Source organism: Actinomadura decatromicini (assembly GCF_008121305.1).
In the GTDB taxonomy this organism is placed as follows: domain Bacteria; phylum Actinomycetota; class Actinomycetes; order Streptosporangiales; family Streptosporangiaceae; genus Spirillospora; species Spirillospora syzygii.
In genome coordinates, this window is sequence record NZ_VSRQ01000001.1 from 1,794,358 (window position 1) to 1,816,916 (window position 22,559).

Annotated in this window: 17 protein-coding genes; 12 read left to right on the top strand and 5 right to left on the bottom strand. The window is 74.0% G+C overall.

The features are described 5' to 3' along the window. Window positions 1-203 precede the first annotated feature (203 nt). The 4 genes from FXF68_RS07410 to FXF68_RS07425 all read left to right on the top strand — a co-directional run bounded on the left by FXF68_RS07410 (window position 204) and on the right by FXF68_RS07425 (window position 6,749). A complete protein-coding gene (locus FXF68_RS07410; RefSeq protein WP_187437778.1) occupies window positions 204-3,608 on the top strand; it encodes a bifunctional glycosyltransferase/CDP-glycerol:glycerophosphate glycerophosphotransferase in 3,405 nt (1,134 codons plus the stop codon). Window positions 3,609-3,665: 57 nt separating this feature from the next. Then, a complete protein-coding gene (locus FXF68_RS07415; RefSeq protein ID WP_187437779.1) occupies window positions 3,666-4,445 on the top strand; it encodes a hypothetical protein in 780 nt (259 codons plus the stop codon). Beyond that, window positions 4,442-5,623, top strand: a complete 1,182-nt coding sequence (locus FXF68_RS07420) for a glycosyltransferase (protein ID WP_148758081.1) — start codon at window positions 4,442-4,444, stop codon at window positions 5,621-5,623. Before FXF68_RS07415 ends, FXF68_RS07420 begins: the two co-directional genes overlap by 4 nt. Before the next feature lie 115 nt (window positions 5,624-5,738). Further along, window positions 5,739-6,749 carry a CDP-alcohol phosphatidyltransferase family protein gene (locus FXF68_RS07425; protein ID WP_148758082.1) on the top strand — a complete coding sequence of 337 codons (1,011 nt, stop codon included), beginning with the start codon at window positions 5,739-5,741 and terminating at the stop codon, window positions 6,747-6,749. Between the two features lie 96 nt (window positions 6,750-6,845). Here the strand turns inward: FXF68_RS07425 and FXF68_RS07430 are convergent, their stop codons facing one another. The 3 genes from FXF68_RS07430 to wecB form a co-directional block, all read right to left on the bottom strand. Further along, window positions 6,846-8,945 carry a glycosyltransferase family protein gene (locus tag FXF68_RS07430; protein ID WP_246178445.1) on the bottom strand — a complete coding sequence of 700 codons (2,100 nt, stop codon included), beginning with the start codon at window positions 8,943-8,945 and terminating at the stop codon, window positions 6,846-6,848. An 86-nt stretch (window positions 8,946-9,031) separates the two neighbouring features. Continuing rightward, window positions 9,032-9,784, bottom strand: a complete 753-nt coding sequence (locus FXF68_RS07435; RefSeq protein ID WP_148758084.1) for a hypothetical protein — start codon at window positions 9,782-9,784, stop codon at window positions 9,032-9,034. After that, window positions 9,777-10,877, bottom strand: a complete 1,101-nt coding sequence (wecB, locus tag FXF68_RS07440) for a non-hydrolyzing UDP-N-acetylglucosamine 2-epimerase (protein ID WP_148758085.1) — start codon at window positions 10,875-10,877, stop codon at window positions 9,777-9,779. Before wecB ends, FXF68_RS07435 begins: the two co-directional genes overlap by 8 nt. 24 nt (window positions 10,878-10,901) lie before the next feature. Here wecB and FXF68_RS07445 point away from each other — a divergent pair, with 24 nt between their 5' ends. The 3 genes from FXF68_RS07445 to FXF68_RS07455 all read left to right on the top strand — a co-directional run bounded on the left by FXF68_RS07445 (window position 10,902) and on the right by FXF68_RS07455 (window position 14,951). Further along, the gene (locus FXF68_RS07445) at window positions 10,902-12,341 is read left to right on the top strand and encodes a glycosyltransferase family 4 protein (RefSeq protein WP_246178393.1); all 1,440 of its coding nucleotides are present in this window, start codon (window positions 10,902-10,904) and stop codon (window positions 12,339-12,341) included. A gap of 24 nt (window positions 12,342-12,365) precedes the next feature. Next, window positions 12,366-13,628, top strand: a complete 1,263-nt coding sequence (locus FXF68_RS07450) for a nucleotide sugar dehydrogenase (protein ID WP_148758086.1) — start codon at window positions 12,366-12,368, stop codon at window positions 13,626-13,628. Window positions 13,629-13,790: 162 nt separating this feature from the next. After that, the gene (locus FXF68_RS07455) at window positions 13,791-14,951 is read left to right on the top strand and encodes a glycosyltransferase (protein WP_222869830.1); all 1,161 of its coding nucleotides are present in this window, start codon (window positions 13,791-13,793) and stop codon (window positions 14,949-14,951) included. A 48-nt stretch (window positions 14,952-14,999) separates the two neighbouring features. On the opposite strand, the gene FXF68_RS07465 is transcribed toward FXF68_RS07455, so the two are convergent. Next, window positions 15,000-16,928 carry an outer membrane protein assembly factor BamB family protein gene (locus FXF68_RS07465; protein ID WP_148758087.1) on the bottom strand — a complete coding sequence of 643 codons (1,929 nt, stop codon included), beginning with the start codon at window positions 16,926-16,928 and terminating at the stop codon, window positions 15,000-15,002. Window positions 16,929-17,019: 91 nt separating this feature from the next. On the opposite strand from FXF68_RS07465, the gene FXF68_RS07470 reads away from it, so the two are divergent. The 5 genes from FXF68_RS07470 to FXF68_RS07490 all read left to right on the top strand — a co-directional run bounded on the left by FXF68_RS07470 (window position 17,020) and on the right by FXF68_RS07490 (window position 21,691). Continuing rightward, window positions 17,020-17,622, top strand: coding sequence for an HD domain-containing protein (locus FXF68_RS07470; protein WP_148758088.1), 603 nt, complete (start codon window positions 17,020-17,022; stop codon window positions 17,620-17,622). A 33-nt stretch (window positions 17,623-17,655) separates the two neighbouring features. Beyond that, window positions 17,656-18,153 carry an SRPBCC family protein gene (locus FXF68_RS07475; RefSeq protein WP_148758089.1) on the top strand — a complete coding sequence of 166 codons (498 nt, stop codon included), beginning with the start codon at window positions 17,656-17,658 and terminating at the stop codon, window positions 18,151-18,153. A gap of 118 nt (window positions 18,154-18,271) precedes the next feature. Next, window positions 18,272-20,749, top strand: a complete 2,478-nt coding sequence (locus FXF68_RS07480; RefSeq protein WP_148758090.1) for a HelD family protein — start codon at window positions 18,272-18,274, stop codon at window positions 20,747-20,749. Window positions 20,750-20,798: 49 nt separating this feature from the next. Then, window positions 20,799-21,017, top strand: coding sequence for a hypothetical protein (locus FXF68_RS42990; protein WP_222869831.1), 219 nt, complete (start codon window positions 20,799-20,801; stop codon window positions 21,015-21,017). A gap of 32 nt (window positions 21,018-21,049) precedes the next feature. Next, a complete protein-coding gene (locus FXF68_RS07490) occupies window positions 21,050-21,691 on the top strand; it encodes a TetR/AcrR family transcriptional regulator (RefSeq protein ID WP_148758091.1) in 642 nt (213 codons plus the stop codon). Here FXF68_RS07490 and FXF68_RS07495 read toward each other — a convergent pair. After that, window positions 21,688-22,542, bottom strand: coding sequence for a glycosyltransferase family 2 protein (locus FXF68_RS07495; protein ID WP_148758254.1), 855 nt, complete (start codon window positions 22,540-22,542; stop codon window positions 21,688-21,690). The two genes, FXF68_RS07490 and FXF68_RS07495, sit on opposite strands and share 4 nt — an antisense overlap. Window positions 22,543-22,559: the final 17 nt, after the last annotated feature.

The following is a 22,559-nucleotide window of genomic DNA, read 5'->3' on the forward strand; positions in this document are numbered from 1 at the left end:
CGCCCCGCAGTAACATCCGGTCAAGATCGGCAACCTCTGGACGAGGGCCTTCCCAGGTCCCGCCGCACCCGGCCGCACGGCGCCCGGCCCCATCCGCCGGCCGCGCCGTCCCCGGGATCCGGTCCGGGGCGCCGGGTGGTCCCCGCAGGGAAGCCGTCCGGCACGTCGCCGGTCCGGCCGAGTATCGAAGGAGTGTGGGTCGGTTGTCCGCCAGCAGGATCAGCGTCGTCGTGCTCTCGCACGGCGCCGGGGAGCGTCTCGCCGACGCCCTCGAGTCCATCGCGGCCCAGACGTTCCGCGACCTTGAGGTCCTGGTCGTGGACGACGGCACCGGCACCGCCGCGCAGGCGGCGCTGCCCGACGACCGGTTCCGGCTCGTCCGGCGCGGGGCGCCGAGCCGCGGCGCGGCCCGCAACCTCGGCGTCGCGGAGAGCACCGGTGAGTTCCTGCTGTTCAACGACGACGGCAACCCGATGCCGCCGGACGCGGTCGCCTCGCTCGTCACGGCGCTGGAGGCGTCCGGCTCCGACCTCGCCGTCGGCCCGGACGCGACCCGCAAGTGGACGGGCCAGGTGTCGGAGTGGAAGCCGCGCGGCGGCGCCCCCGCCCCGGCGGCGGGCACCGACCTGCGCCGCACCCCCGAGCTGCTGGGCGACCGCCGGATCGGCGGGGCGCTGCTGCGCCGCTCGTTCTGGGACGCGGCCGCGCTGGAGTTCCCCGACGTCAACCGCTACGACGACCTGCCGGTGAAGGTCCGGGCGCTGCACCTGGCGAAGGCCGTGGACGTGGTCCCGGACGTCGTCCTGCACCGCCGCGCCGCGCGCTGGCCGGTGACGACCGAGCTCCAGGAGATCGCGGACGGCTTCGGCGCCGCGAACCTCGTGACGACGTGGGTCGCCGAGCGCGGCGACGTGAAGGAGCTGCGCCGGTTGCAGCTCGCGCTCGTCTCGACCGAGCTGCGGATGTTCCTGGACGTCCTGCCCGACCTGTCCGGCGAGGAGCGGGAGCAGGTCGTCGCGCAGGCCGCCGCGTACGCCAAGGGCGTGTCGCCGAAGGTGTTCGGGGAGACGGCCGCGCTGACCCGGCTCAAGTGGCACCTGGCGGAGTCGGGCCACACGATGGAGCTGGTGAAGGTCGTCCGGTACGAGCGGGGCAAGTCGTCGCCGTCGATCGTCCGCGACCCGGTGCGCCGCTACGTCGTCTACCCGTACTGGAAGGACAGCAAGCTCGACGTTCCGCGCGAGGTGTACCGGGCGCGCGACGAGGTGAAGATGCGCGGCCGCGCGCACGCGGTGCGCTGGGACGGCGACCGCCTCGTCGTCACCGGCGAGGCGTACATCAACTCGGTCAGCTCGCGCCGCCGCTGGACGTCGATCAAGACGGTGACACTGCGCAACGGCCGCCGCAAGATCGTCATGAAGGCGCGGCAGACGCCGAAGCCCGGCAAGTCGTCCGGCGGCTGGACGGGCTTCGAGTTCGCGCTGGACGCGGCGAAGCTGAAGGAGCGCGGCGGCTGGGTCGAAGGCGTCTGGGAGGTGCACGCCTCGGTGCTGAACTCGGGCGTGTTCCGGCAGGGCCCGATCCGCGGCGGCGGCTCCGGCACGGGCGCCCACCCGCCGTACCGGTACGTGGCCGACGACGTGCGGATCGTCCCGAAGGTCGTGGACGAGCGCCTGGTCGTCGAGGTGGAGCGGGTCACGGCGAAGGCGACCGCGCTGACCTGGGACGACGACACCCTGCTCGTGGAGGTCGAGGCGTCCGGCAAGCCGCCCGCCGAGGTCGTCCTGACGCTCGGCGACGCACGGGTTCCCGTGCCCGTGACGGCCCGGTCCGGCGGCTGGACCGCCCGCGTCGACCCGGCCGCGCTCGACGCGGAGATCAACCCCGACTCGATCGACGACACCCGCGACTGGACGCTGTCCGCGGACGGCAGGCAGCTCGTCCTCGCGGAGGGCGTGGATGAGGCGCGCCGTACGTTCGGCGCGCTGGAGGTCGGCACCGGCCGCGACCCGAGCGGGTACGTGCGGGTGCGGCGGACGACGACGCGCCTGTCGGTGGAGAGCTGCGTGTGGCGTCCGGACGGGACGCTGTCGCTGACGGCGACGCACCCGGCGCACTCGGCCGGGCAGATCGTGGTGCGCAGCCGGGGCCGCCGCAAGGAGTACGCGTTCGACCTCGTCCAGGACGACTCGGGCACGCTGCGGGCGGACGTCCCGGCGGCGGCGGTGCCGGGCGTCGCGGGCGTGCTGCCGCTGCGGCCCGGCCGCTGGGACCTGCTGTTCCGGCCGCCCGGCGAGGGCGAGCGGGCGCTGACCGTCCGGCTGACGGAGGCGGCGCAGCGCGCGCTGCCCGGCCCGCTCGAAGTGGCCCGGCGCGGCTACGAGCTGGAGGCCAAGGACGGGCGGCTCGTCGTCTCCGTCACCGGGGACGTGTCGAGCGAGGAGAAGAGCGCGGGCGCGAAGTACCGCGAGGAGGCGCGCCGCCGGGTCGCCCGCGACGGGCTCCGCGACGCGGTCCTGTTCTCCTGCTTCAACGGGCGGCAGTACTCCGACAGCCCGAAGGCCATCCACGAGGAGCTGCTGCGCCGCGGCTCCGACCTCGAACAGCTCTGGGTCGTCAACGACGCGCAGGCCGAGCTGCCGGACACGCTGAACGCCGTCCGGCTGAACGGCAAGGAGTGGCAGGAGGCGGTGACGACGTCGAAGTACATCGTCACGAACCACCGGCTCGGCGACTGGTTCCAGCGGCACCCGGACCAGGTCGTCCTCCAGACGTGGCACGGCACGCCGCTGAAGAAGATCGGCCGGGACGTCAAGGAGGTCCACTTCGCGTACGCGCCCGGGATGAAGTCGGCGCTCCAGAGCAAGGACAAGCCGGCCGGCCCGGCGGTGCCGGAGTGGAGCCACCTGCTGTCGCCGAACCCGTTCAGCACGGAGATCTTCCGCCGCGCGTTCGCGTTCAAGGGCGAGATGCTGGAGGTCGGGTACCCGCGCAACGACCTGCTGCACAGCCCGGACGCCGACGAGGTCGCCCGGTCGGTGCGGCGGCGGCTCGGCATCCCGGAGGGCAAGCGGGTCATCCTGTACGCGCCGACCTGGCGGGACGACCAGTACTACAGCCGGGGCCGCTACAAGCACGACATGCGCCTCGACCTCGACCGCGCGCGGGACGCCCTCGGCGACGACCACGTGCTGCTCGTCCGGCTGCACAGCAACGTGGTGGACGGCGTCCCCGAGGACCCGGACGGCTTCGTCCGCGACCTGTCGCTCTACCCGGACATCACCGAGCTGTACCTGATCTCCGATCTCATGGTGAGCGACTACTCGTCGGTGATGTTCGACTACGCGAACACGCGGCGGCCGATGCTGTTCTTCACCTACGACCTCGCCGACTACCGGGACCGGCTGCGCGGTTTCTACTTCGACTTCGAGGCCGAGGCGCCGGGGCCGCTGGTGGAGACGTCCGACGAGCTGATCGAGGCGATCCGCCACGTCGACGACGCGACCGCCGGGCACAAGGACCGCTACGCCGAGTTCGTGGACCGGTTCTGCCCGCTGGACGACGGCCACGCCGCGGCGCGCACCGTCGACCGCGTCTTCGGCCGTTGATAAACTTCGCGTCTTGAATGCGTGGTTTTGGGGGAAAGGCACGGTCCCTTGGACGCGGTGGCGAACCATTGCAGGGTCGGCGTCGACGACCACCTGCACATCCGCTGGCAGGCCCCGGTAACCGACGGTGACCGCGTGGTCCTGCGGAAGGGCGCGTCCCCCGGCACCCGGGTGGAGACCATTCGCGGCGACCGGCGCTCGGTGAGGCTGCCGCTCGCCGGGCTCGCGCCCGGCAAGTGGGAGGTCCGGGTCGAGTCGCGCGGCACCGACCGCCCGCTGCTGACGGACGACCCCGGCTTCTCCTTCGACGAGCTGCGCGACTACGCCGCCGGCGCCCGCGACCGGACGGTCCGGGTCGTCCGCGTGGCGGACGGGGCCGTCCGCCTCGTCGTCCGGGAGGTGACCCCGCACGCCGAGGTCGAGGCCGTGGACCCGCGCGACGGCGAGATCCGGTTCGAGGGACGGCTCGCCTACGCGGGCCCGCGCCCCGGCGCGGACGCCCGGCTCGTCGCCGTCGCCCGCGACACCGAGGTCACCCTGACCTGGGACGCGCGGCTCGACGGCATCGACTACCGCACCGCCCTCCTGGTGGACGACCTCGCCGCGCAGGAGCCCGCGCTCTGGGACCTGTGGCTCGACGTCGGTCCGGCGGACGCGCCCGACGTGCACGCCCGCCTCGCGTCCCGGCTGGACGACGCGACCGGCAAGCGCGGCAAGCTGTCCTACCCCCGGCAGCTCGTCGTGTCCGGTGAACGGGAACTGGCCGTCCGGCCGTACTACACGCCGTGGGACAACCTGTCGGTCGCCTGCCGCCCGACAGGGGACGGCGCCCAGTGAGGATCACCTTCCTGCTGCTCGACGCCTTCACGATCGACGGCACCGTGCGCAGCACCTTCACCCTCGCGGACGAGCTGTCCCTGCGCCACGACGTCGACATCGTCAGCGTCCTGCGGGACGCGGACCGTCCGGTGTTCCCGCTGTCCGACCGGGTCGAGCTGCGCTCCCTGGTCGACCTGCGCCCGGACGCGAAGGTCCCGTGGCCGAACACGGCGCGCGCCGAGCGGCTGATGCCGGAGCCGTCCGCGCTCGTCCACCCGGAGGAGCGCTGCTACGACAAGTTCTCCGCGTGGACGGACGATCGGCTCACCCGCTTTCTGCGCCGTCCGCACACGGACGTGCTGGTCACGACCCGCGCGGGGCTGAACATCGCGGCGGCGCGGTTCGTCCCGCGCCGGGTCGTCGTGATCGGGCAGGAGCACCTCCAGCTCGGCATCCACGCGGACGGGATCCGCGCGGAGATCGAGGAGTGGTACCCGAGGCTCGACGCCCTCACCAGCCTCACGAACGCCGACCGCGCCGACTACGAGGCCCTTCTCCCGGACGGCTCGTGCCCCGTCTACACGATCGGGAACGGCCTGCCCCGCCGGCTCTACCCGCTGTCCCGGCAGGACAACAGGCTCGTCGTCGCCGCCGGGCGGATGGTCTGGATCAAGGGCTACGACCTGCTGATCGGCGCGTTCGCGAAGGTCGTGGAGAAGCACCCGGAGTGGCGGCTGCGGATCTACGGGCAGGGCGTCCGGCACGACGAGCTGCTCCGCAAGGCGACCCGGCTCGGGCTGCACAACAACGTCCTGCTGATGGAGCCGACCGACGACATGGAGGGCGAGCTGGCGAAGGCGTCGATCCTCGCGATGTCGTCGCGGGCCGAGCCGTTCGGCATGACGATCATCGAGGCGTTCGCGTGCGGGCTGCCGGTCGTCGGGTTCGACTGCCCGCGCGGCCCCCGCGAGATCGTCACCGAGGGGCACGACGGGCTGCTCGTCCCGCCGGAGGACGTCGACGCGCTCGCCGAGACGCTGATCCGGGTGATCGACGACGAGGAGCTGCGGCGCCGGATGGCGGCGAACGCCCGCGCGTCCGCGGAGCGGTTCGGCATCGCCGGGGTGGCGGAGCGGTGGGAGCGCATGATCGCCGAGCTGCGCCGCCGCCCCCGCCGCGCCACCGGCCGCCGCTAGCATCCGCCCCTGAACGCCGTCCGACGGCACGGTCACGAGTCGGAGACAATGCCCGGATCATGTTCCGGCCAGCCGATACCATCGGACCGCTTCCGACCGACGAGAGGACCACTCCATGGCGAACTTCACGCTCGACGACGTTCGGCAACGGACGTACAAGGCGCGTGACGCCTGGTGGACGGTCCTCCTCGTGGACCCGCTCGCGTCCCGGCTGGTGAAGTTCACCGCCAACCGGACGCGGATCACGCCGAACCAGCTCACCGTCGGCGCGCTGATCCTCGGCCTCGCGGCGGGCGGCTGCTTCGCGGTCGCGTCCTGGCCGTGGCTGCTCGCGGGCGCGCTGCTGTACCACCTGTCGTTCACCCTCGACTGCATGGACGGCAAGATCGCCCGGTTGAAGGGCACCGGCTCGGTGTTCGGCGCGTGGCTCGACTACATCTTCGACCGCGTCCGCGTCCTCGCCTGCGCGATCGCGCTGATGGGCGGCCAGTACCACGCCACCCACAACACGGCCTACATCTGGACGGCGCTCGCCGTCGTCTTCCTCGACATGCTCCGCTACATGGACGCCCTGGAGATCTACAAGGTGCGCTCGCAGATGCGCGCCACCCTCCAGGCCGCCCGCCACGAGGCCGACTCGCTGGAACTCGCGGCCCAGCGCGCCAACGGCGGGGCCGTCGACGAGGACCTCCTGTCCGCCGCGGGCGCCATCGCCGACGACCCCGAGGCCGACATGGAGAACCGCGTCGTCGGCGACGACCCCGCCAACGCCGCCCTCCAGCAGGGCTTCAACGAGCGGTTCCCCTGGTACGCGCGGATCCGCCCGTTCCTCACCGCGACCCGCATCCGCCCGCACCTGATCAGCGGGATCGAGTTCCAGATGGGCGTGTTCATCGTCGCGCCGATCGCCGCCGCCATCGTCTCCGGGGCGGTCATCCCGGTCGTGGTCCTGAGCGCCGCCGGGATGCTCGCCTTCGAGCTGATCATCATCTACAAGTTCTGGCTGTCCACCCGCGACTACAGCCGCACCATGACGAAGCTCGACGCGCGCATCGCCACCCACCGCAGCGAGCCCGCCGCCGCCCCCGAGTACGAGCAGACGGGCGCCGCCACCAGCACCGGCTGACCCCCCGCGACCCGTCGGTGATCACGGCGGTGAGCCTGCTGTTCGGCTGCGCCGTGGGCGCGGGCGGCGACGGCGTCGTGGGCGAGTGATGACTGCTCAGGTGGTGCTCAGCAGGTCCGTCCAGCGGGCGCAGACCTCGGCGAGGCCGTAGGCGGACGTGACCTGGGTGCGGGCGAGCCGCCGCTCGTCCTCCCAGCGGCCCTCGGCGACGGTCGCGGCGATCGCCGCCGCCATGTCGAACGGCGTCTCGTGGATCCAGCGGCGGTCGTAGATCGTCTCGGCGCCCGGCCAGGGCAGCAGGGCGGGCACCGCGCCCGCCGCCATGCCCTCGGCCGGGGCCAGGTGGAAGCTCTCGTCGTCGCTGGTCGACAGGACGAAGCCGATGCGGCGCAGCCACGCGGCGACGTCGCGCCCGTAGGAGTCGAAGACGACGCCGCCGGAGAGGAGCGCGGAACGGCGGATGCGGCGGAAGACCTTCTCGTAGTGCGCCCGCTCTTCGTCCTTCTGCCAGATCCACCAGTATTCCCAGGGCAGTTTCGACTTGACGAAGAGGGTGAAGCGCGGGTCGTCGCGGCGGAGCTCCTCCAGGACGTCCAGGGCCAGGTCGAGCCGTTTCCGGGACGGCGCGATGCCGATCATCCCGAGGTGGTGCTCGGCGCCGGGGAGCTTCGCGCGGTCGAGCTGCGCGTCGTCCACCCAGTTCGGGACGGTGGCGACCTTGTCGGCGGGCCACCCGGTGATCTCGCGGGTCAGCGCGTTGTAGTGCGGGCTGACGCAGACGACGTCGTCGACGGTGTCGATGTCGAGGCTCTTCGGCCACCCGGCGTACAGCTCGAAGCGGTGCAGCCGGACGACGAGCCGCTGCCCGGGACGCTTGCGCTGCGAATACCAGAGCGCGTTCGGCCCGCACCATTCGCAGACGACGACGTCCGCCCAGTCGGCCAGTTCTTGGCTGCGCCTCTCGTCGTGCGCCTTCAACGCCGACCAATGGTCGACCCGGACCTCCATGTCCGGACGCGAACGCAGATAGTCGAGCAGCGCCGTGAAGAACTTCAGGTCGTGTCCCGCGACGCCCACCCGCAGCGGACGGTCCTTGACGGAAAGGACCCGCTGGGAAGGCTCCGGGAACGCCTGCGCGAGACAGGCGCGGAGGCGTCCGGCGGCGGCCTCCAGCGTGAACTCCGCGGCGGCGGCGCGGCAGCGCTCGACCGCGAGCGTGAACACGTCGGAGTTCTTGCCGATGAGCGTCAGCGCGTCGAGGACGTCGTCCTCGGTCGCGGCGAACAGCGGGTAGTCGGCGCCGAGCAGCCGCTCGTGCATGGGCGTCCGGTTGAGGACGACGGGGACGCCGAGCGTCCCGCACTCCAGCACCTTCGTGGACAGTTCGAGGCTCGCGTCCATGGACGCGTCCCGCCAGGACAGGCCCACGTCGCAGGCCGCGGTGAGCCGCATCGCCTCGGCGCGCGGATGCCCGCCGTGCCAGACGACGCCCTGCCCGCTCTCCAGCGCGGTCCGCATCCGGGTGGCGAACGCCGGGTCGGCCGGATCGTTGTGGATCTTGTCGCCGATCATGTGCAGCTCGGCGTCCACGCCGCGGATGGCGAGCAGGCGCGGCAGCGACGTCATCTCGTAGGTGTTCCAGCGCGGCGCGAACTTGCCGCTGTAGGCGAGCCGCAGCTCACGGCGGTCGGGCGGGCCGTCCGGACGGGGTTCGAGACCGTCCGGGAGCACCACGACCGGCGGGAACAGGACGCTCTTCCCGGCCGTCGCGGGCACCGCGCCCTCCAGGAACCCGCGCAGCTCCTCGGTCTGGCAGAGCAGCACGCGGGACGCGTCCGCGATCCGCCGCAGCTCGGCCTTCGCCGAGGCGGGGAACTCGGCGGCCGACTGCGGGACGTCGGTGAGGTACGTCCAGAGGCGCCCGGCGAGCGAGCTGCCCGACAGGTTGCCCGCGACCCGGCGTCCCCGGATCACGACGAGGTCGTACGGCTCCGCCTCGGCGTCGATCCGGGTGAGCATGACGGCGGCCTGCCGCGCGGGCATGGCGCCGTCCCCCTCGAACAGCCCCTCCTCGTGCGGGCTGCGGACGGTGACGCCGGGCAGGGCGCGGAGCGGGTCCACGAGGCGTCCGGTCCGGACCGGCGCCTTGAGGACCAGGGTCACCTCGCAGCCGGCGCGGGCGAGGGCCTGGACCATGCCCTGAGCCCAGATCGCGGAGCCGTCGATGATGTTGAGATCGACGTCGCCGTAGACGAGGGCACGTGGTCGCAAGGTGTGTCCTTTCAACGGGCCGAGGTCCCTGTGGGGGGACGATCCCCCACACCCCCCGGCGACTGCACTGGTTCCAAGAGCCCCGCGAGGCGGCCGGAAGCGGTGACGGGATCGGTCACGGTCGCGTCCCAGCTCAGGCAGGCGAGCGTGGCGGGCGCGGGCGGCCCCTCCCGGGGCGCCCACAGGACGATCGGGAGCGAGCGCGCGGCGGCGATCCGGCGGATCTCGTGGAGCGCGAGGTCGCGGTCGTACATGCCGGGGACGCCCAGGTACGCCCACGCACCGCCGGGCTCCCCCGCCGCCGCGTCCACGACGAGCATGTCCACGTCGGCGGACTGGAGCGCGATCGCGGCGTCGTGCGGGTAGAGCGGGACGACCTTCGCCTGCTCCCCGAGCAGCGCGGCGGTCCGGTCGCCGAGCACGCCCGCGATGATCATCCGGTCGCAGGGCCCGGCGACGAGGAGCCGGTTCTCCGGCCGGTCGACCCGGTCCACCGGGACGCCCTGGTTCCCCGCCGACGCGGGCGCGGACACGGGCGCGTTCCGCTTGCGCCAGAGCCGGTACAGGTCCTTCGGCAGCCGCTTGCCGCGCTTCGGGTTGCGCGCCGCGCCCGCGACGAGCCGGCCGAACTGCACGGCCGTCGACGCCTCCAGCGCGGCGAGCCGCCGCTCCAGCTCGGCGAGCCGCTCCTCGCGCTCGCGCAGCCGCGCCCGCAGCCGTCCGAGCTGCTGGTACGCCTTCGCGTTCCGGCTTTCCTCACTCACCCAGGTACTCCATGATCACCTCTGCGATGCGGGGACCGGCGTGGCCGTCCCACAGCGGCGGCCTGCGCTCCCCGGCCCGCGCGCCCGACTCCAGGACCTTGCGCACTCCCGGCACGACCTCCTCGAACGTCACCAGCCGGTTCGTGCCGTGCGTGATGGTGATCGGCCGCTCGGTGTTCGGCCGGACGGTCAGGCACGGCACGCCGAGGATCGTGGTCTCCTCCTGGAGGCCCCCCGAGTCCGTGACGACCGCCGCCGCCCCCCGCACGGCCGCGATGAAGTCGATGTACCCGAGCGGATCGAGAATGTGCACGCGGTCGTGCGCGTCCAGCCCGGCGGCGAGCAGGTTCGCCCGGCCGCGCGGGTGCACCGGGATCACCAGGTCGGCGAGGTCGGCCACGCCGTGCAAGTGCCGGACGAGCGCCGCCGCCGTGTCCGGCTCGTCCACGTTCGCCGGACGGTGCATCGTCGCGAGGACGTACCGCTCCGGCAGCCCGTGCTCCGCCCGCACCCGCTCGGTGTCGAACGCGTCGAGGTTCGCCAGCAGCGTGTCGATCATCGGGTTGCCGACGAAGTGCGCGCGCGACACCGGGACGCCCTCGTCCGCCAGGTGCCCGACCGCCTCCGGGCTCGTCACGAGGCAGAGCGCGGAGAGCTGGTCGGTGAGGCGGCGGTTGACCTCCTCGGGCATCGTCATGTCGAAGCTGCGCAGCCCGGCCTCCACGTGGGCCACCGGGATGTGCAGCTTGGCCGCGACCAGCGCGGCGGCGATCGTCGAGTTCACGTCGCCGTACACGATGACGAGGGCGGGTGAACGCCCGATGAACTCCCGCTCAAGACCGATCATGAGCGCGGCGGTCTGCTCGGCGTGCCCGCCGGAGCCGACGCCGAGGTTCACGTCCGGCTCCGGCAGGCCCAGCTCGTCGAAGAAGATCTCCGACATCCGGGCGTCGTAGTGCTGGCCGGTGTGGACCACGGCCTGCTCGGCGCCCGCCGCCCGCAGCGCGCCGATCACCGGCGCCGCCTTGACGAAGTTCGGCCGCGCCCCGAGGACGTGCACGATGGGTCCCAACACAATTTCCCTTCTGTTCATCGGGGTTGCCTACGCTCGCCCGCCGTGCCCACAAAAAAGCCCGTCTACCTGGCAGGACTCGTCTGGCGGCAGCTCCGGGACGATCCCGGCAGAGCCGCCCGACTGGCCGTCCGGCTGCTGGCCCGCGCGCCGTTCGGCCGCCGGCTGCGCACGTCCCGGCTCGCCGTCCCGAAACCGCGGGACGTCCGGCGCGAGACCGCCGACCTGCGCAGCCTGCTGGACCACGCGCCGCCCGCCCCGGTGCGGGAGCGGGCGCTCAAGCGGCCCGTCGAAGGCGTCCTCCAGTTCGTGACCAACGCTCTGCCCTGCACGAACGCGGGTTACACCGTCCGGACGCACCGGATCGCGCTCGCCCAGCGCGACATGGGCTACGACCCGCACGTGGTGACGCGGCTCGGCTATCCGCTGAACCAGGGCGTCGGCGACGCTCGGCCGCGCGTCGAGGTCGACGGGCTCGCCTACCACCGGCTGCTGCCGTGGTGGCCCGCCGCCGACCCGCTGCGGGCGGTCGCGAAGAGCGCCGACCTCGCCGGGCCGCTGGTCGAGGAGCTGCGGCCGTCCGTCCTGCACGCGGTCAGCAACCACCTGAACGCGGCGGTGGCGCTGGAGGTCGGCCGCCGCCACGGGCTGCCCGTCGTTTACGAGGTGCGCGGATTCCTTGAGGATTCTTGGCTGTCCCGCGACCCGGCGCACAGCGAGTCCGACGACTTCTACCGGCTGACCCGGGAGCTGGAGACCCGCCGCATGACCGAGGCGGACGCGGTCGTGACGCTCGGCGAGGCGATGCGGGCGGAGATCGCGTCCCGCGGCGTCCCGATGGAGAAGATCTTCACCGTCCCGAACGGGGTGGACGAGGCGTTCCTCGAACCGCTGCCGGACCCCGGCGGGCTGCGCGCCCGGCTCGGCATCCGGGACGACGCCACCGTCGTCGGCCTCACGTCGTCGTTCTACGGCTACGAGGGCATCGACACGCTGATCGACGCCGCGGCGCTGCTGCGCGATAAAGGTGCGCCCGTAACCCTGCTGCTCGTCGGCGACGGCCCGGAGCGCGGCGCGCTCGAACGGCGCGCCGCCGGGCACGGCGTTCACGCCGTGTTCACCGGGCGGGTGCCGATGGAGTCCGTTCGCCGATTCCACGCCGTCCTCGATGTGTTCGCGGTTCCGCGCCGCGCGGACCGGGTGTGCCAACTGGTGACGCCTCTGAAGCCGATCGAGGCGATGGCCGGGGGAATCCCCGTCATAGCCAGTGATGTCAGGGCACTTCGCGAAATCGTGGAACCGGGCGTGACCGGCGAGTTAACAGTTCCGGAAGACCCGGAAGCATGGGCGAATTGTCTGGAAGACCTGGCTTACAGTCCCGAAAGAAGGCAGAAAATCGGGCGGTCGGCCCGGGAATGGGTCCGCGCGGAACGCACTTGGCGGGCCGTCGCGGAGCGATATCGGGCCGCTTACGCCATCACATAAATCGCTGCGAAGGGAGCCACCGGCGTGGATCTGGTGGTCATCGGACTCGGCTACGTGGGACTGCCGCTCGTGCGCGAGGCGAGCCGGGCCGGCCTTCGGGTCGCCGGGCTCGACCGCGACGCGCGCGTGGTCGCCGGGCTCAAGGCCGGGCTGTCGCACATCGACGACGTCTCGCCCGCCGAGATCGAGGAGATGCTGGAGGCCGGGTTCGTCCCGAGCCTGCAGGAGGACGTCCTGGACGGCGCCCGCACCGTGGTGATCTGCGTGCCGACGCCGCTGTCCCCGGAAGGCGGACCCGACCTCACCGCGGTGCGCGGCGCGTCCGAGACGGTCGCCCGGCACCTGGAGCCGGGGACGCTCGTGGTGCTGGAGTCCACCACCTACCCGGGGACGACGGAGGAGGTCGTCCGGCCGATCCTGGAGTCGTCCGGGCTGGTCGCCGGGGAGGAGTTCCACCTGGCGTTCTCGCCGGAGCGGATCGACCCGGGCAACCCCGTCTACGGCGTGCGCAACACGCCGAAGATCGTCGGCGGGCTCGAACCGTGCTGCGCGTCGGCCGCGTCGGCGTTCTACGGCAAGTTCGTCGAGCGGGTCGTGGAGGCCAAGGGCACCCGCGAGGCCGAGATGGCGAAGCTCCTGGAGAACACCTACCGGCACGTCAACATCGCGCTGGTCAACGAGATGGCGGTGTTCTGCAACGAACTCGGGATCGACCTGTGGGACGCGATCGACTGCGCCGCCACCAAGCCGTTCGGGTTCCAGGCGTTCCGCCCGGGGCCGGGCGTCGGCGGGCACTGCATCCCGATCGACCCGAACTACCTGTCGTACAAGGTCCGGTCGCTGGGCTACCCGTTCCGGTTCGTGGAGCTGGCCCAGGAGATCAACGACCGGATGCCGCGGTACGTCGCGGAACGCGCGCAGCAGCTCCTCAACCGGGAGGGACGCGCGCTCAAGGACGCGAAGGTCCTGCTCCTCGGCGTCACCTACAAGGCCGACATCGCCGACCAGCGCGAGTCGCCCGCCCGTCCGGTGGCGCGGCGGCTGGCCCGGCTCGGCGCCGACCTGTCGTTCCACGACCCGTTCGTCACGTCGTGGGACGTGGACGGGGAAGCGATCCGGAACGCGGGCGCCGACCTGCCCGCCGCGCTGGCCGCGGCCGACCTCGCGATCGTGCTGGCCGGGCACGCGGCCTACGACCCGGCGACGCTGACGCGGCACGCGCGGCTGCTGTTCGACACCCGCGGCCGGACGCGGGACGCCCAGACCGACGCCGTCGAGTTGCTCTAGCCCGGTGGAGGCGCCGGCTCCCGGCGGGCTCCCTAGCACGGGGGGTCCAATCGCCCGGCGTCGTCCACGCCATGGACGACGGGAATTCATCGGCGATTTCCATCCGGGTCCAAGACTCGGCGACAGGGGACCACGATTCCGAATCACGCGGAGTGGGTGAGAATGCGGGTCTGTGTTTGCACCGTGGTGCACCATCCCGAAGACGCGCGCATTCTGCACCGGCAGATACGCGCCCTGCTCGACGCCGGCCACGAGGTCACGTATATCGCTCCGTTCCGGGCCTGCAACGCGACCCCGTGGCGGGAGATCAGCCCGGTGGACATCCCGCGCGCGACGGGGCGGCGCCGGTTCCGCGCCCTGCGCGCCGCGCACCGCGCGCTGGCCGAGCACGCCGCCTACGCCGACGTGATCCTGCTGCACGACCCCGAACTGCTCGTGTCGCTGCCTCGCGAGGTGAGCAAGCGCACGGTCGTCTGGGACGTCCACGAGGACACCGCCGCCGCGCTGAGCGCCAAGGGCTGGCTGCCCGGCCCGGCGCGTCCGCTGCTGCGCCCGGCCGTGCACCGGCTGGAGAAGCGCACCGAGCGCAGGCACCGGCTGCTGCTCGCCGAGGAGGGCTACCGGGAGCGGTTCGGCCGCGAGCACCCGGTCGTGCCGAACACCACCTACGTGTCCGACCGGCGGCCGCCGGAGCCGGACGGCCGCCGCGCCGTGTACGTCGGGCAGCTCTCCCGGGCGCGCGGCGCGCTCGACATGATCGAGATGGCCCGGCCGCTGGCCGCCGAGGGCGTGCTGGTCGAGCTGATCGGCGCCGCGGACGTCGACGTCCGCGACCCACTGCGGGCCGCGCAGCGCGAGGGGATCCTGCGCTGGTACGGGTTCGTCCCGAACGACCGGGCGCTGCGCATCGCCGAGGGCGCCATGGCCGGGCTCGCGCTGCTGCACGACGAGCCGAACTACCGGCACTCGATGCCGACCAAGGTCGTCGAGTACATGGCGCGCGGCGTCCCGGTGATCACCACGCCGAACCCGCCCGCCGTGGACATCGTCGAGCCCGCCGACTGCGGGCTGGTCGTCCCGTTCGGCGACCCGGAGTCGGCGGCGAAGGCCGTCCTGCGGCTGCGCGACGACCCGGACCTGCGCGCCGCCATGGGCGAGCGCGGCTACCGGACGGCCCGCGAGCGGTTCCACTGGCCCGTCCACGCCGAGCGCTTCGTCGCCCAGCTCGAAGCGTGGGCGGGCCGCTCCTCCCCCAGCCGCGTCAGGGAGCCGGAGCCCGACCCGGAGCCCGAACCCGCACCCGAGCCGGTTCCCGAGTTCTGAGCCCTCACCCGCCCCCCGCCCCGCGGCGTCAGGACCGCGTGAGCCGCGTCAGGACGGCGCGCGCAGCCGGTACGCCACCGACCGCGCGAGCCGCGCGGCGGCGCCCGGCGGGCGGTCGGCCTCCACGACCACGACGCAGCGGGCGACGCGCAGGGCGATCATCCCAGCGGTGGGGCCGATCTCGTACGCCTCGTCGGCGCCGATGTCGCGCCGCCGCCGCGACTGCGCCTGGGTGGCCTGGAGGGCGTCCAGCATCTGCGACGCTGCCTGGTCGGTGCGCGCCGTCCAGCGCACGCTGACGGTGAAGCCGCCCGCCGTGCCCTCCTCGTGGCCGGGGCCGGTGGGACGGTCCGACGGCGACGCCGTCCCGGACGGGCTCGCGGACGGATCCCGCGTCCCCCGCTCCCGGCGGTCCGGGGGCGGGCGGCCGGTCCCGTCGCCCGGGTCGCGGTGGCGCGGCTCGTAGGCGCAGGACACCGGGTGCGGCAGCCGGACGCCCCCGGCGCTCGCGTAGGCGGGCGCGGAGCGGTGCCCCGGCATCCGCGCAGCGGCGAGGTCGGGCTTCTTCAGCAGCGCGCAGGCGTCCGGCCAGTCGGCCGCGGGGACGCCGTCCAGCTCCGCCGGGCCGGGCCCGAGGAGCCCGCCGCGGAGCACGACGAGCCGGGTCGCGCCGTCCGGCCGCGGCGCCGCCTGCGGGACGGCCGCGTACAGCAGCCCGCCCGTCGCCGCGAGCCACGGCCGCGCACCCGGCAGGTCCGGGTTCATGGCGAACGGCGCGGGCGCGGTCGCGGTGCGCCCGTCGAGCGGCTCGACGATGTCGACGCCCGCCGGGAGCAGCCGCTCCGCCAGCCGGGGGCGCAGCGCGAACACGTGCCCGCCCGCCTGCGTCAGCGCCGCGTAGGCGGGGACGTCCCGCCGCCACTCGACCCGCCCGGACGGCACCCGCACCGCCTCCATCCGGGTGGCGCCGCGCTTCGCGCCCTTCGGGTGGTAGACGACCACGAGCCGCCCGCCGGCGAGGACGCCGGGGCACATCGCGTCGCCGCACACGTCGCCCGCCCAGGCGGCGACCTGCTCGCCGTCGTCGCCGAACGCCCGCAGCGCCGTGCCGTCGGAGGCGAGGGTGACGCCGTCCAGCATGGAGACGTCGGGGGACTCGGCGGAGCCGAGCCGCCGGTCCCAGCGGACCGCGCCCTTCGCCGGGTCGACCGCGAGCAGCCGTCCGCGCCGGTCGCCGCCCGCGCACTCCAGCGCGAGCGCGGTGAGCGTCTCCCGCCCGTCGGACGGCCGCGCGCCGCCCTCGGCGAGGCGGCAGCCGCGCGGCAGCGGCAGCCGCCACACCTGGCGCCCGGTGACGGCGGAGACGCCGAACAGCGTCCGGCGCGGCTCGTCGGTGGTGAGCAGCACGTCCGACCCGGCGGGCCAGCGCAGCGTCGTCCGGGAGACGGCGGCGGGCCGGGTGCCCTCCCGCCGCCACAGCAGGCCGCCGGACAGCGCGTCGAACGCGACGAGCAGCCGGTCGGAGCGGTCGCCGTCCCGCTCGAAGTAGGCGACGAGCCGGGACCGGGTGGACGCCCAGCCGAGCAGCGTCCAGCCGGACCGGCGGTAACTCCAGCGGGGCCCGCCGGTGCGCGCGTCGCGGACGTCGAGCCCGCGCCCGGACGCCGTGACGAGCTGCCCCTGCGCGACCGCATAGGCGACGCCGTCGAAGCCGGGGACGGAGCCGTGGTGCGTGCGGGTCGTCCGCTCCCAGCTCACCGCGAGGGGGCCGGGCGGCGGCCCGACCTCGCGCTGCGGCGTGACGGGCTCGGCGGTCACGGTGTGCCGCACCTGCCACCACTCCGCGCCGAGCACGAACCGGTCGACGAGGACGGCGCACACCGCGATGGCGACCGCCCCGGAGACCAGGCCGAGGGCCACGCGGACACCGCCCACGGACTCCGGCCGGCCGCCGGGCCGGTGCCGGCTCGCGACCACGACCGCGCCCCTCCTTCCGCGTACCGTGCCTGTCAGACGCGACACCCACCATGCCCTGTGCGGGACGTCCGCGCGACAGAACGGAGGAACCGTGGAGGTCTTCACACACTGGCGAACCTGGGACGAGGCCCGCGCCGCCCTGGTCGGGACGGAGATCGACCTGGACATCGACGTGGACGCGGTCGGCCGCGCGGCGGAGGCGGCGGAGCGGTGGCACGGCGACCAGCGGCGGCCGACCGGCGCGCCCTACGTCGAGCACCTGCTTGAAGCGCTTGAGGTGCTGGTGAGCGGGCCTCGCGTGACCGACACGGCGGTGCTGTCGGCCGCGCTGCTGCACGACGTCGTCGAGGACACGTCCGCGACCCTCGCCGACGTCGAGGCGGAGTTCGGCCCGGTGGTGACCGAGCTGGTCGACTGGGTTACGAAGCCGCCCGCGGGCGGGGCCGGACGCCAGGCCAAGCGCGCCGCGAAGGCCGCCTACCTGCGCCGCCTCCGCGACGCGCCGCGCGAGGCCGTGCTCGTGAAGCTCGCCGACCGCGTCAGCAACGTCCAGACCCTCGACCGGATGCCGCCGGACTTCCAGCGCCGCTACTACGCCGAGACGGTGACGTACATCGTCCCGCTGGCGGAGGCCGAGCCCTGGTTCGCGGACTGGTACGCGGAGTGGCGGCGCAGTTTCGCCCACCTGAAGTGACCGATTGGTCATGGAGTGGGAGGATGCGGTGCCATGGACAGGGAGTGGGTGGTCGAGGAGAGCGTCCCCATCGGGGCGGACGCGCGGACCGTGTACGCGGCGGTCGCCGATCCGCGCCGGATGGGCGAGTGGAGCCCCGAGGTGTTCGCCGCCTGGGTGCGCGGGCGGGCGATCAGGCCCGGGACGAGGTTCGTCGGCTTCAACCGGATCTCCTGGCGGGTGTGGTTCACCACCTGCCAGGTGACGGTCGCGGTACCCGGCGAGGCGTTCGCGTTCCGCGTGACCGTCTTCGGGATACCGACGGCGATCTGGGGCTACCGGATCGAGGACATCGCGGACGACCCGGCCGTCCCCCGCACGCGGCTCACCGAGTACTGGGAGGACCTGCGGCGCGGCGGCCGGCGCGCGGCGTTCGCGGGGCTGCTCGGCAAGGTGTTCACCGGCGTCCCGGCGGAGCGGCGCGCGGCGGTGAACCGCGCGGGCATGCGCGCCACCCTCGACCGGATCAAGGCTGCGGTCGAACCGGCCTGACCTGCGCCGACGTCGGCGCCGCCGTGAACGTCGGGCGGACCGAATAAGCTGTCTCCTTCGCCCCTTCGGGGTGCCGGGGACGTTCCCCGGCCACGCACACGCGCGAGGAGCAGCCCGCATGTCGTCCCAGGTCAACGGTCGGCCGACCGGCCCAGACGGCACGGTGAAGGATCGCGAGATCGCCGCCGAGCAGCGCTACGTCGACATGGCCTACGCCCGGCTCGAGGAGATGCGCGCGGACGCCCAGGCCATGATCCGCGAGGGCTACCGGCAGTCGCTCGCCGGCACCAAGGGCTCCCTGGTCGACCGGGACGCCATGGTCCACCAGGCGGCGCTGCGCGCCCAGGCGCTGGACGTCGCCGACGACGGCCTCGTCTTCGGCCGCCTCGACCTCGCCCCCGGCGAGCAGGGGACGCGCGAGACCCGCTACATCGGCCGGATCGGCGTGCGCACCAGCGAGCACGACTCGCTCGTGATCGACTGGCGGGCGCCCGCCGCCGAGGACTTCTACCGCGCCACCCCGGAGGACCCGCGCGGCGTCGTCCGCCGCCGCGTCCTGCACTCGCGCGGCCACACCGTCGTCGACCTGGAGGACGACCTCCTCGACCCGGACGCCGCCGACGGCATGACGATCGTCGGCGACGGCGCGTTCCTCGCCTCGCTCGCCCGCGCCCGCGAGGGCGCGATGCGCGACATCGTCGCGACGATCCAGCGCGAGCAGGACGAGGTGATCCGCGCCCCCGTCGACGGGACGGTCCTCGTCCGCGGCGCGCCCGGCACCGGCAAGACGGCCGTGGCCCTGCACCGCGTCGCCTACCTGCTGTTCCGGCACCGCCGCCGGTTCGGCTCGCGGGGCGTGCTGGTCGTCGGCCCGAACCCGCGCTTCACCGCCTACATCGAGCGGGTGCTGCCGTCCCTCGGCGAGGGCTCGGCGGCGCTGCGCTCGCTCGGCGACCTGGTGGACGGCGCGACGGCGACCGTCCACGACCCGCCGCGGCTCGCCCGCGCCAAGGGCGCGGAGGCGATGGCGACCGTGCTGCGGCGCGCCGTCGCCGACCACGCGCCGGGCGCGCCGGACGAGCTGCGCGTCGTGTTCAAGGGCGTCGTCGTCCGGCTCGACCGGCCCCGCCTCGACCGGATCAGGAACGAGGTCCACCGGCGGAGCCGGGGCAGCGTCAACGCCGCCCGCGGCCGGGCCGCGACGATGCTCCTGGACGCCCTCTGGCGGCGCTTCACCGACGTCGGCGGCCCCGAGGCGGCCGAGGCCGCGGAGGGCGCCGAGGCGGGCCTGTGGAACGCGATCCTCGCCGCCGACGGCCTCGCCGCGCTCGACGAGGAGCCCGCGCGGAACGGCGGCGGGGGCGGCGACCCGAAGCGCGAGCAGTTCGACGCCCGCGTCCGCGAGCAGCGCGCGTTCACCGACTTCCTGGTCGCCTGGTGGCCGCTGCGCCGCCCGCTGGACGTGCTGCGCTCGCTCGCCGACCCGGCCCGGCTGCGCCGCGCCGCCGGACGCGACCTCGACCGCGCCGACCTCGACGCGCTCGCCGCGTCCTGGGCCGGCGACGCCCCGCTCAGCTACCAGGACGTCGCCCTCCTCGACGAACTCGACGCGCTGCTCGGCTCGCCGCCCCGGCCGCGCGGCCGCCGCGCCCCCGCCGAGGACGACCCGTTCGTCGTGGACGGCGTCAACATCATCACCGGCGAGGAGGTCGCCGACGACACGTGGGAGCCCGAGATGCAGGAGCTCACCACGTCCATGGAGCGGCTCGAACGGTCCCGGCGGGTGGACGACGGGGTGGTCGAGGAGCGTCCCGAGTACGCGCACATCGTCGTCGACGAGGCGCAGGACCTCTCCCCCATGCAGTGGCGGATGCTCGGCCGCCGGGGCCGCCAGGCCAGCTGGACGATCGTCGAGGACCCGGCCCAGAGCGCCTGGGAGGACCTCGACGCCGCCCGCCGGGCGATGGAGGCGGCGCTCGGCGGGGAGCGCCCGGCGTCGAAGTCCCGGCGGCGGCGCGGCGGCGGCGGGCGCAAGCCGGCCCCGCGCGCCCGGCACGACTACGAGCTGACGACGAACTACCGCAACTCGACGGAGATCGCGGCCGTGTCCGCGCGGGTGCTGGCGCTGGCGCTGCCCGAGGCGCGCCCGGCGCGGGCCGTCCGGACGTCGGGCATCGAGCCGGTCGTCCGGGTCGTCCCGGAGCGCGACCTCGCGGACGCGGCGCGGGCGGCGGCCGAGGAGCTGGTCGGGCAGGTGGAGGGCACGATCGGGGTGATCGTCCCGCTGCCGCCGGAGGAGTCGGGCGGGCAGCCGAGCCTGTTCGACGCGCCCGCGCCCGAGGAGCCCGCCGCCGCGTGGACGCGGGCCGCCCTCGACCGGATCGCCGCCGGGCTGCCGGAGCGCGTGCAGGTGCTGAACGTCCTGGAGGCGAAGGGCCTGGAGTTCGACGCGGCCGTGATCGTCGCGCCGGAGACGGTGGCCGCGCAGTCGCCGCGCGGGCTGCGCGTGCTGTACGTGGCGGTGTCGCGGGCGACGCAGCGGCTGACCGTCCTCACCGCCGACCCGAAGTGGAGCGGCACCCTCCTCGACGACTGAGGAAGGACCGAGCGGGGGCCGGGCTACGCGCTCGGCGGATCTCGCCGGGATGGCGCCGCCGGAGCCCGTCCGCGTCGACCGCGAGCTGGACGACGGCGACCTTGTCGACCTCGGCGGCGGCGCGCACGCCGTCGCGGTGGCCGCGCCCGGCCACCCGCCGGCAGTGTCGCGGTCCACGCCCCGGACGCGGCCGCCCGGCTCCGGACTGCGGCCCGAACCGGGGGATAAGATCCCGTCCGGCCGGGTTACTCTGACGTCGTCCTGTTAACGGACATCGTCCCTTTTGACGGACGGAGATCGATGAGCGGCCGGAATCCCGCGCCCAGGCGCAGCTACGGCGGCCGTTCGGCCGAGGAGCGCCGCGCCGAGCGGCGGGAGCGCCTGCTGGCCGCCGGCCTCGACCTGTTCGGCACCCGCGGCTACGCCGCCACGTCCATCGAACGGCTGTGCGCGACCGCGAGCGTGTCCACCCGCAACTTCTACGAGGAGTTCTCCGGCCGCGAGGAGCTGCTCACGGCGCTGCACCGCGACATCAACGAGCGCGCCGCCGAGGCCCTGTCCGGCGCCTACGCCGAGGCGGCGGGCTCCGGCCTCGCGACGCGGGTGGAGCACGCCGTCCGCGCGTTCATCACCGTCACCGCCAGCGACCCGCGCTGGGCGCGCATCGCGTTCGTCGAGGTCATCGGGGTGAGCGCCGGGCTGGAGCGGCACCGGCTGAGCTGGCGCGGCCGGTGGGAGGACGCCCTCCTCGCCATGACCCGCGAGGCCGTAGACCGCGGCGAGGCCGTCGACCGCGACTACCGCCTCACGATGATCGCCGTGATCGGCGCGGTGAACAGCCTCGTCCACCACTGGTCCTCCCGCGACCAGGACATTCCCTTAGACGACGTCACAGCGGAACTGACCCGCCTCATCTTCGCGGTGTTGACCCAGGACGATTAGATGATGGGTGGGCGGCCCGTTCTCGTCATGCGCCAGGCGGTGGCGTAGGAGATCGGGCGGCGCGGGCCCGCCGGCTTGCGCCAGCCCTCCACGAAGCCCTTGAACCACGGCTTGAGCGCGCTCGGACGGCGCTCGCGCAGGAGCGTCATGGCGATCCACACCGTCAGGTAAGTGAAGGCGAGCGGCCAGGGCAGGTTCCGGCGCGCGAGCCACACCCGGTTGCGCGCGTTGTACCGGTAGAACATGTCGTGCCGCGTCGGCAGCACGGACGGGTGGAACATCACCGCCGAGGCGTCGTACACGATGCGGTAGCCCGCGTTGAGGATCTGCCAGGCGAGGTCGGTCTCCTCGTGGGCGTAGAAGAAGTCCTCGGGGAGGCCGCCGCCCGCCTCGTAGGCGGCGCGCCGGATCGCGCACGCGCCGCCGAGGAACGTGGTGACGGGCGACGAGCGCTCCGGGTCGCCGGCGCGCAGCCTCGGGACGTGCCGGCGCTCGCCGCGCCCGCCCTCGGGGTCGCGGACGCGGAACGACACCGCGCCGAGGTCGGGCTCGGCGGAGAACCGGTCGCGCAGGTGGGCGCCGAGCCGGGTGGAGCGGTACCAGCCGTCGTCGTCCAGGAACAGGACCACGTCGCCGCAGGACGCCGCCACGCCGCGGTTGCGCCCGGCCGGGATGCCGACGTTCTTCGGCAGGGACAGGGTCTTGACGCGCTCGTCGTTGAACGGCGCTTCGTCCGCGCGGTCGCCGACCGGGTCGGCGCCGTTGCCGACGAGGACGACCTCGACCTCCACGTGCTCCTGCTCCAGGGCGCTTTGGACGGCGCGGGCCAGCTCGTCCGGACGGTTGCCCATGGTGAGCACGACCACGC

Excerpts from the sequence above, each read along its gene's own strand:
- FXF68_RS07425 (WP_148758082.1), top strand. The coding sequence starts at position 5,739 with ATGGCGAACTTCACGCTCGACGACGTTCGGCAACGGACGTACAAGGCG.
- FXF68_RS07430 (WP_246178445.1), bottom strand. The coding sequence starts at position 8,945 with ATGGTCCAGGCCCTCGCCCGCGCCGGCTGCGAGGTGACCCTGGTCCTC.
- wecB (WP_148758085.1), bottom strand. The coding sequence starts at position 10,877 with ATGAACAGAAGGGAAATTGTGTTGGGACCCATCGTGCACGTCCTCGGG.
- FXF68_RS07455 (WP_222869830.1), top strand. The coding sequence starts at position 13,791 with ATGCGGGTCTGTGTTTGCACCGTGGTGCACCATCCCGAAGACGCGCGC.
- FXF68_RS07475 (WP_148758089.1), top strand. The coding sequence starts at position 17,656 with ATGGACAGGGAGTGGGTGGTCGAGGAGAGCGTCCCCATCGGGGCGGAC.
- FXF68_RS07480 (WP_148758090.1), top strand. The coding sequence starts at position 18,272 with ATGTCGTCCCAGGTCAACGGTCGGCCGACCGGCCCAGACGGCACGGTG.
- FXF68_RS42990 (WP_222869831.1), top strand. The coding sequence starts at position 20,799 with ATGGCGCCGCCGGAGCCCGTCCGCGTCGACCGCGAGCTGGACGACGGC.
- FXF68_RS07490 (WP_148758091.1), top strand. The coding sequence starts at position 21,050 with ATGAGCGGCCGGAATCCCGCGCCCAGGCGCAGCTACGGCGGCCGTTCG.
- FXF68_RS07495 (WP_148758254.1), bottom strand. The coding sequence starts at position 22,542 with ATGGGCAACCGTCCGGACGAGCTGGCCCGCGCCGTCCAAAGCGCCCTG.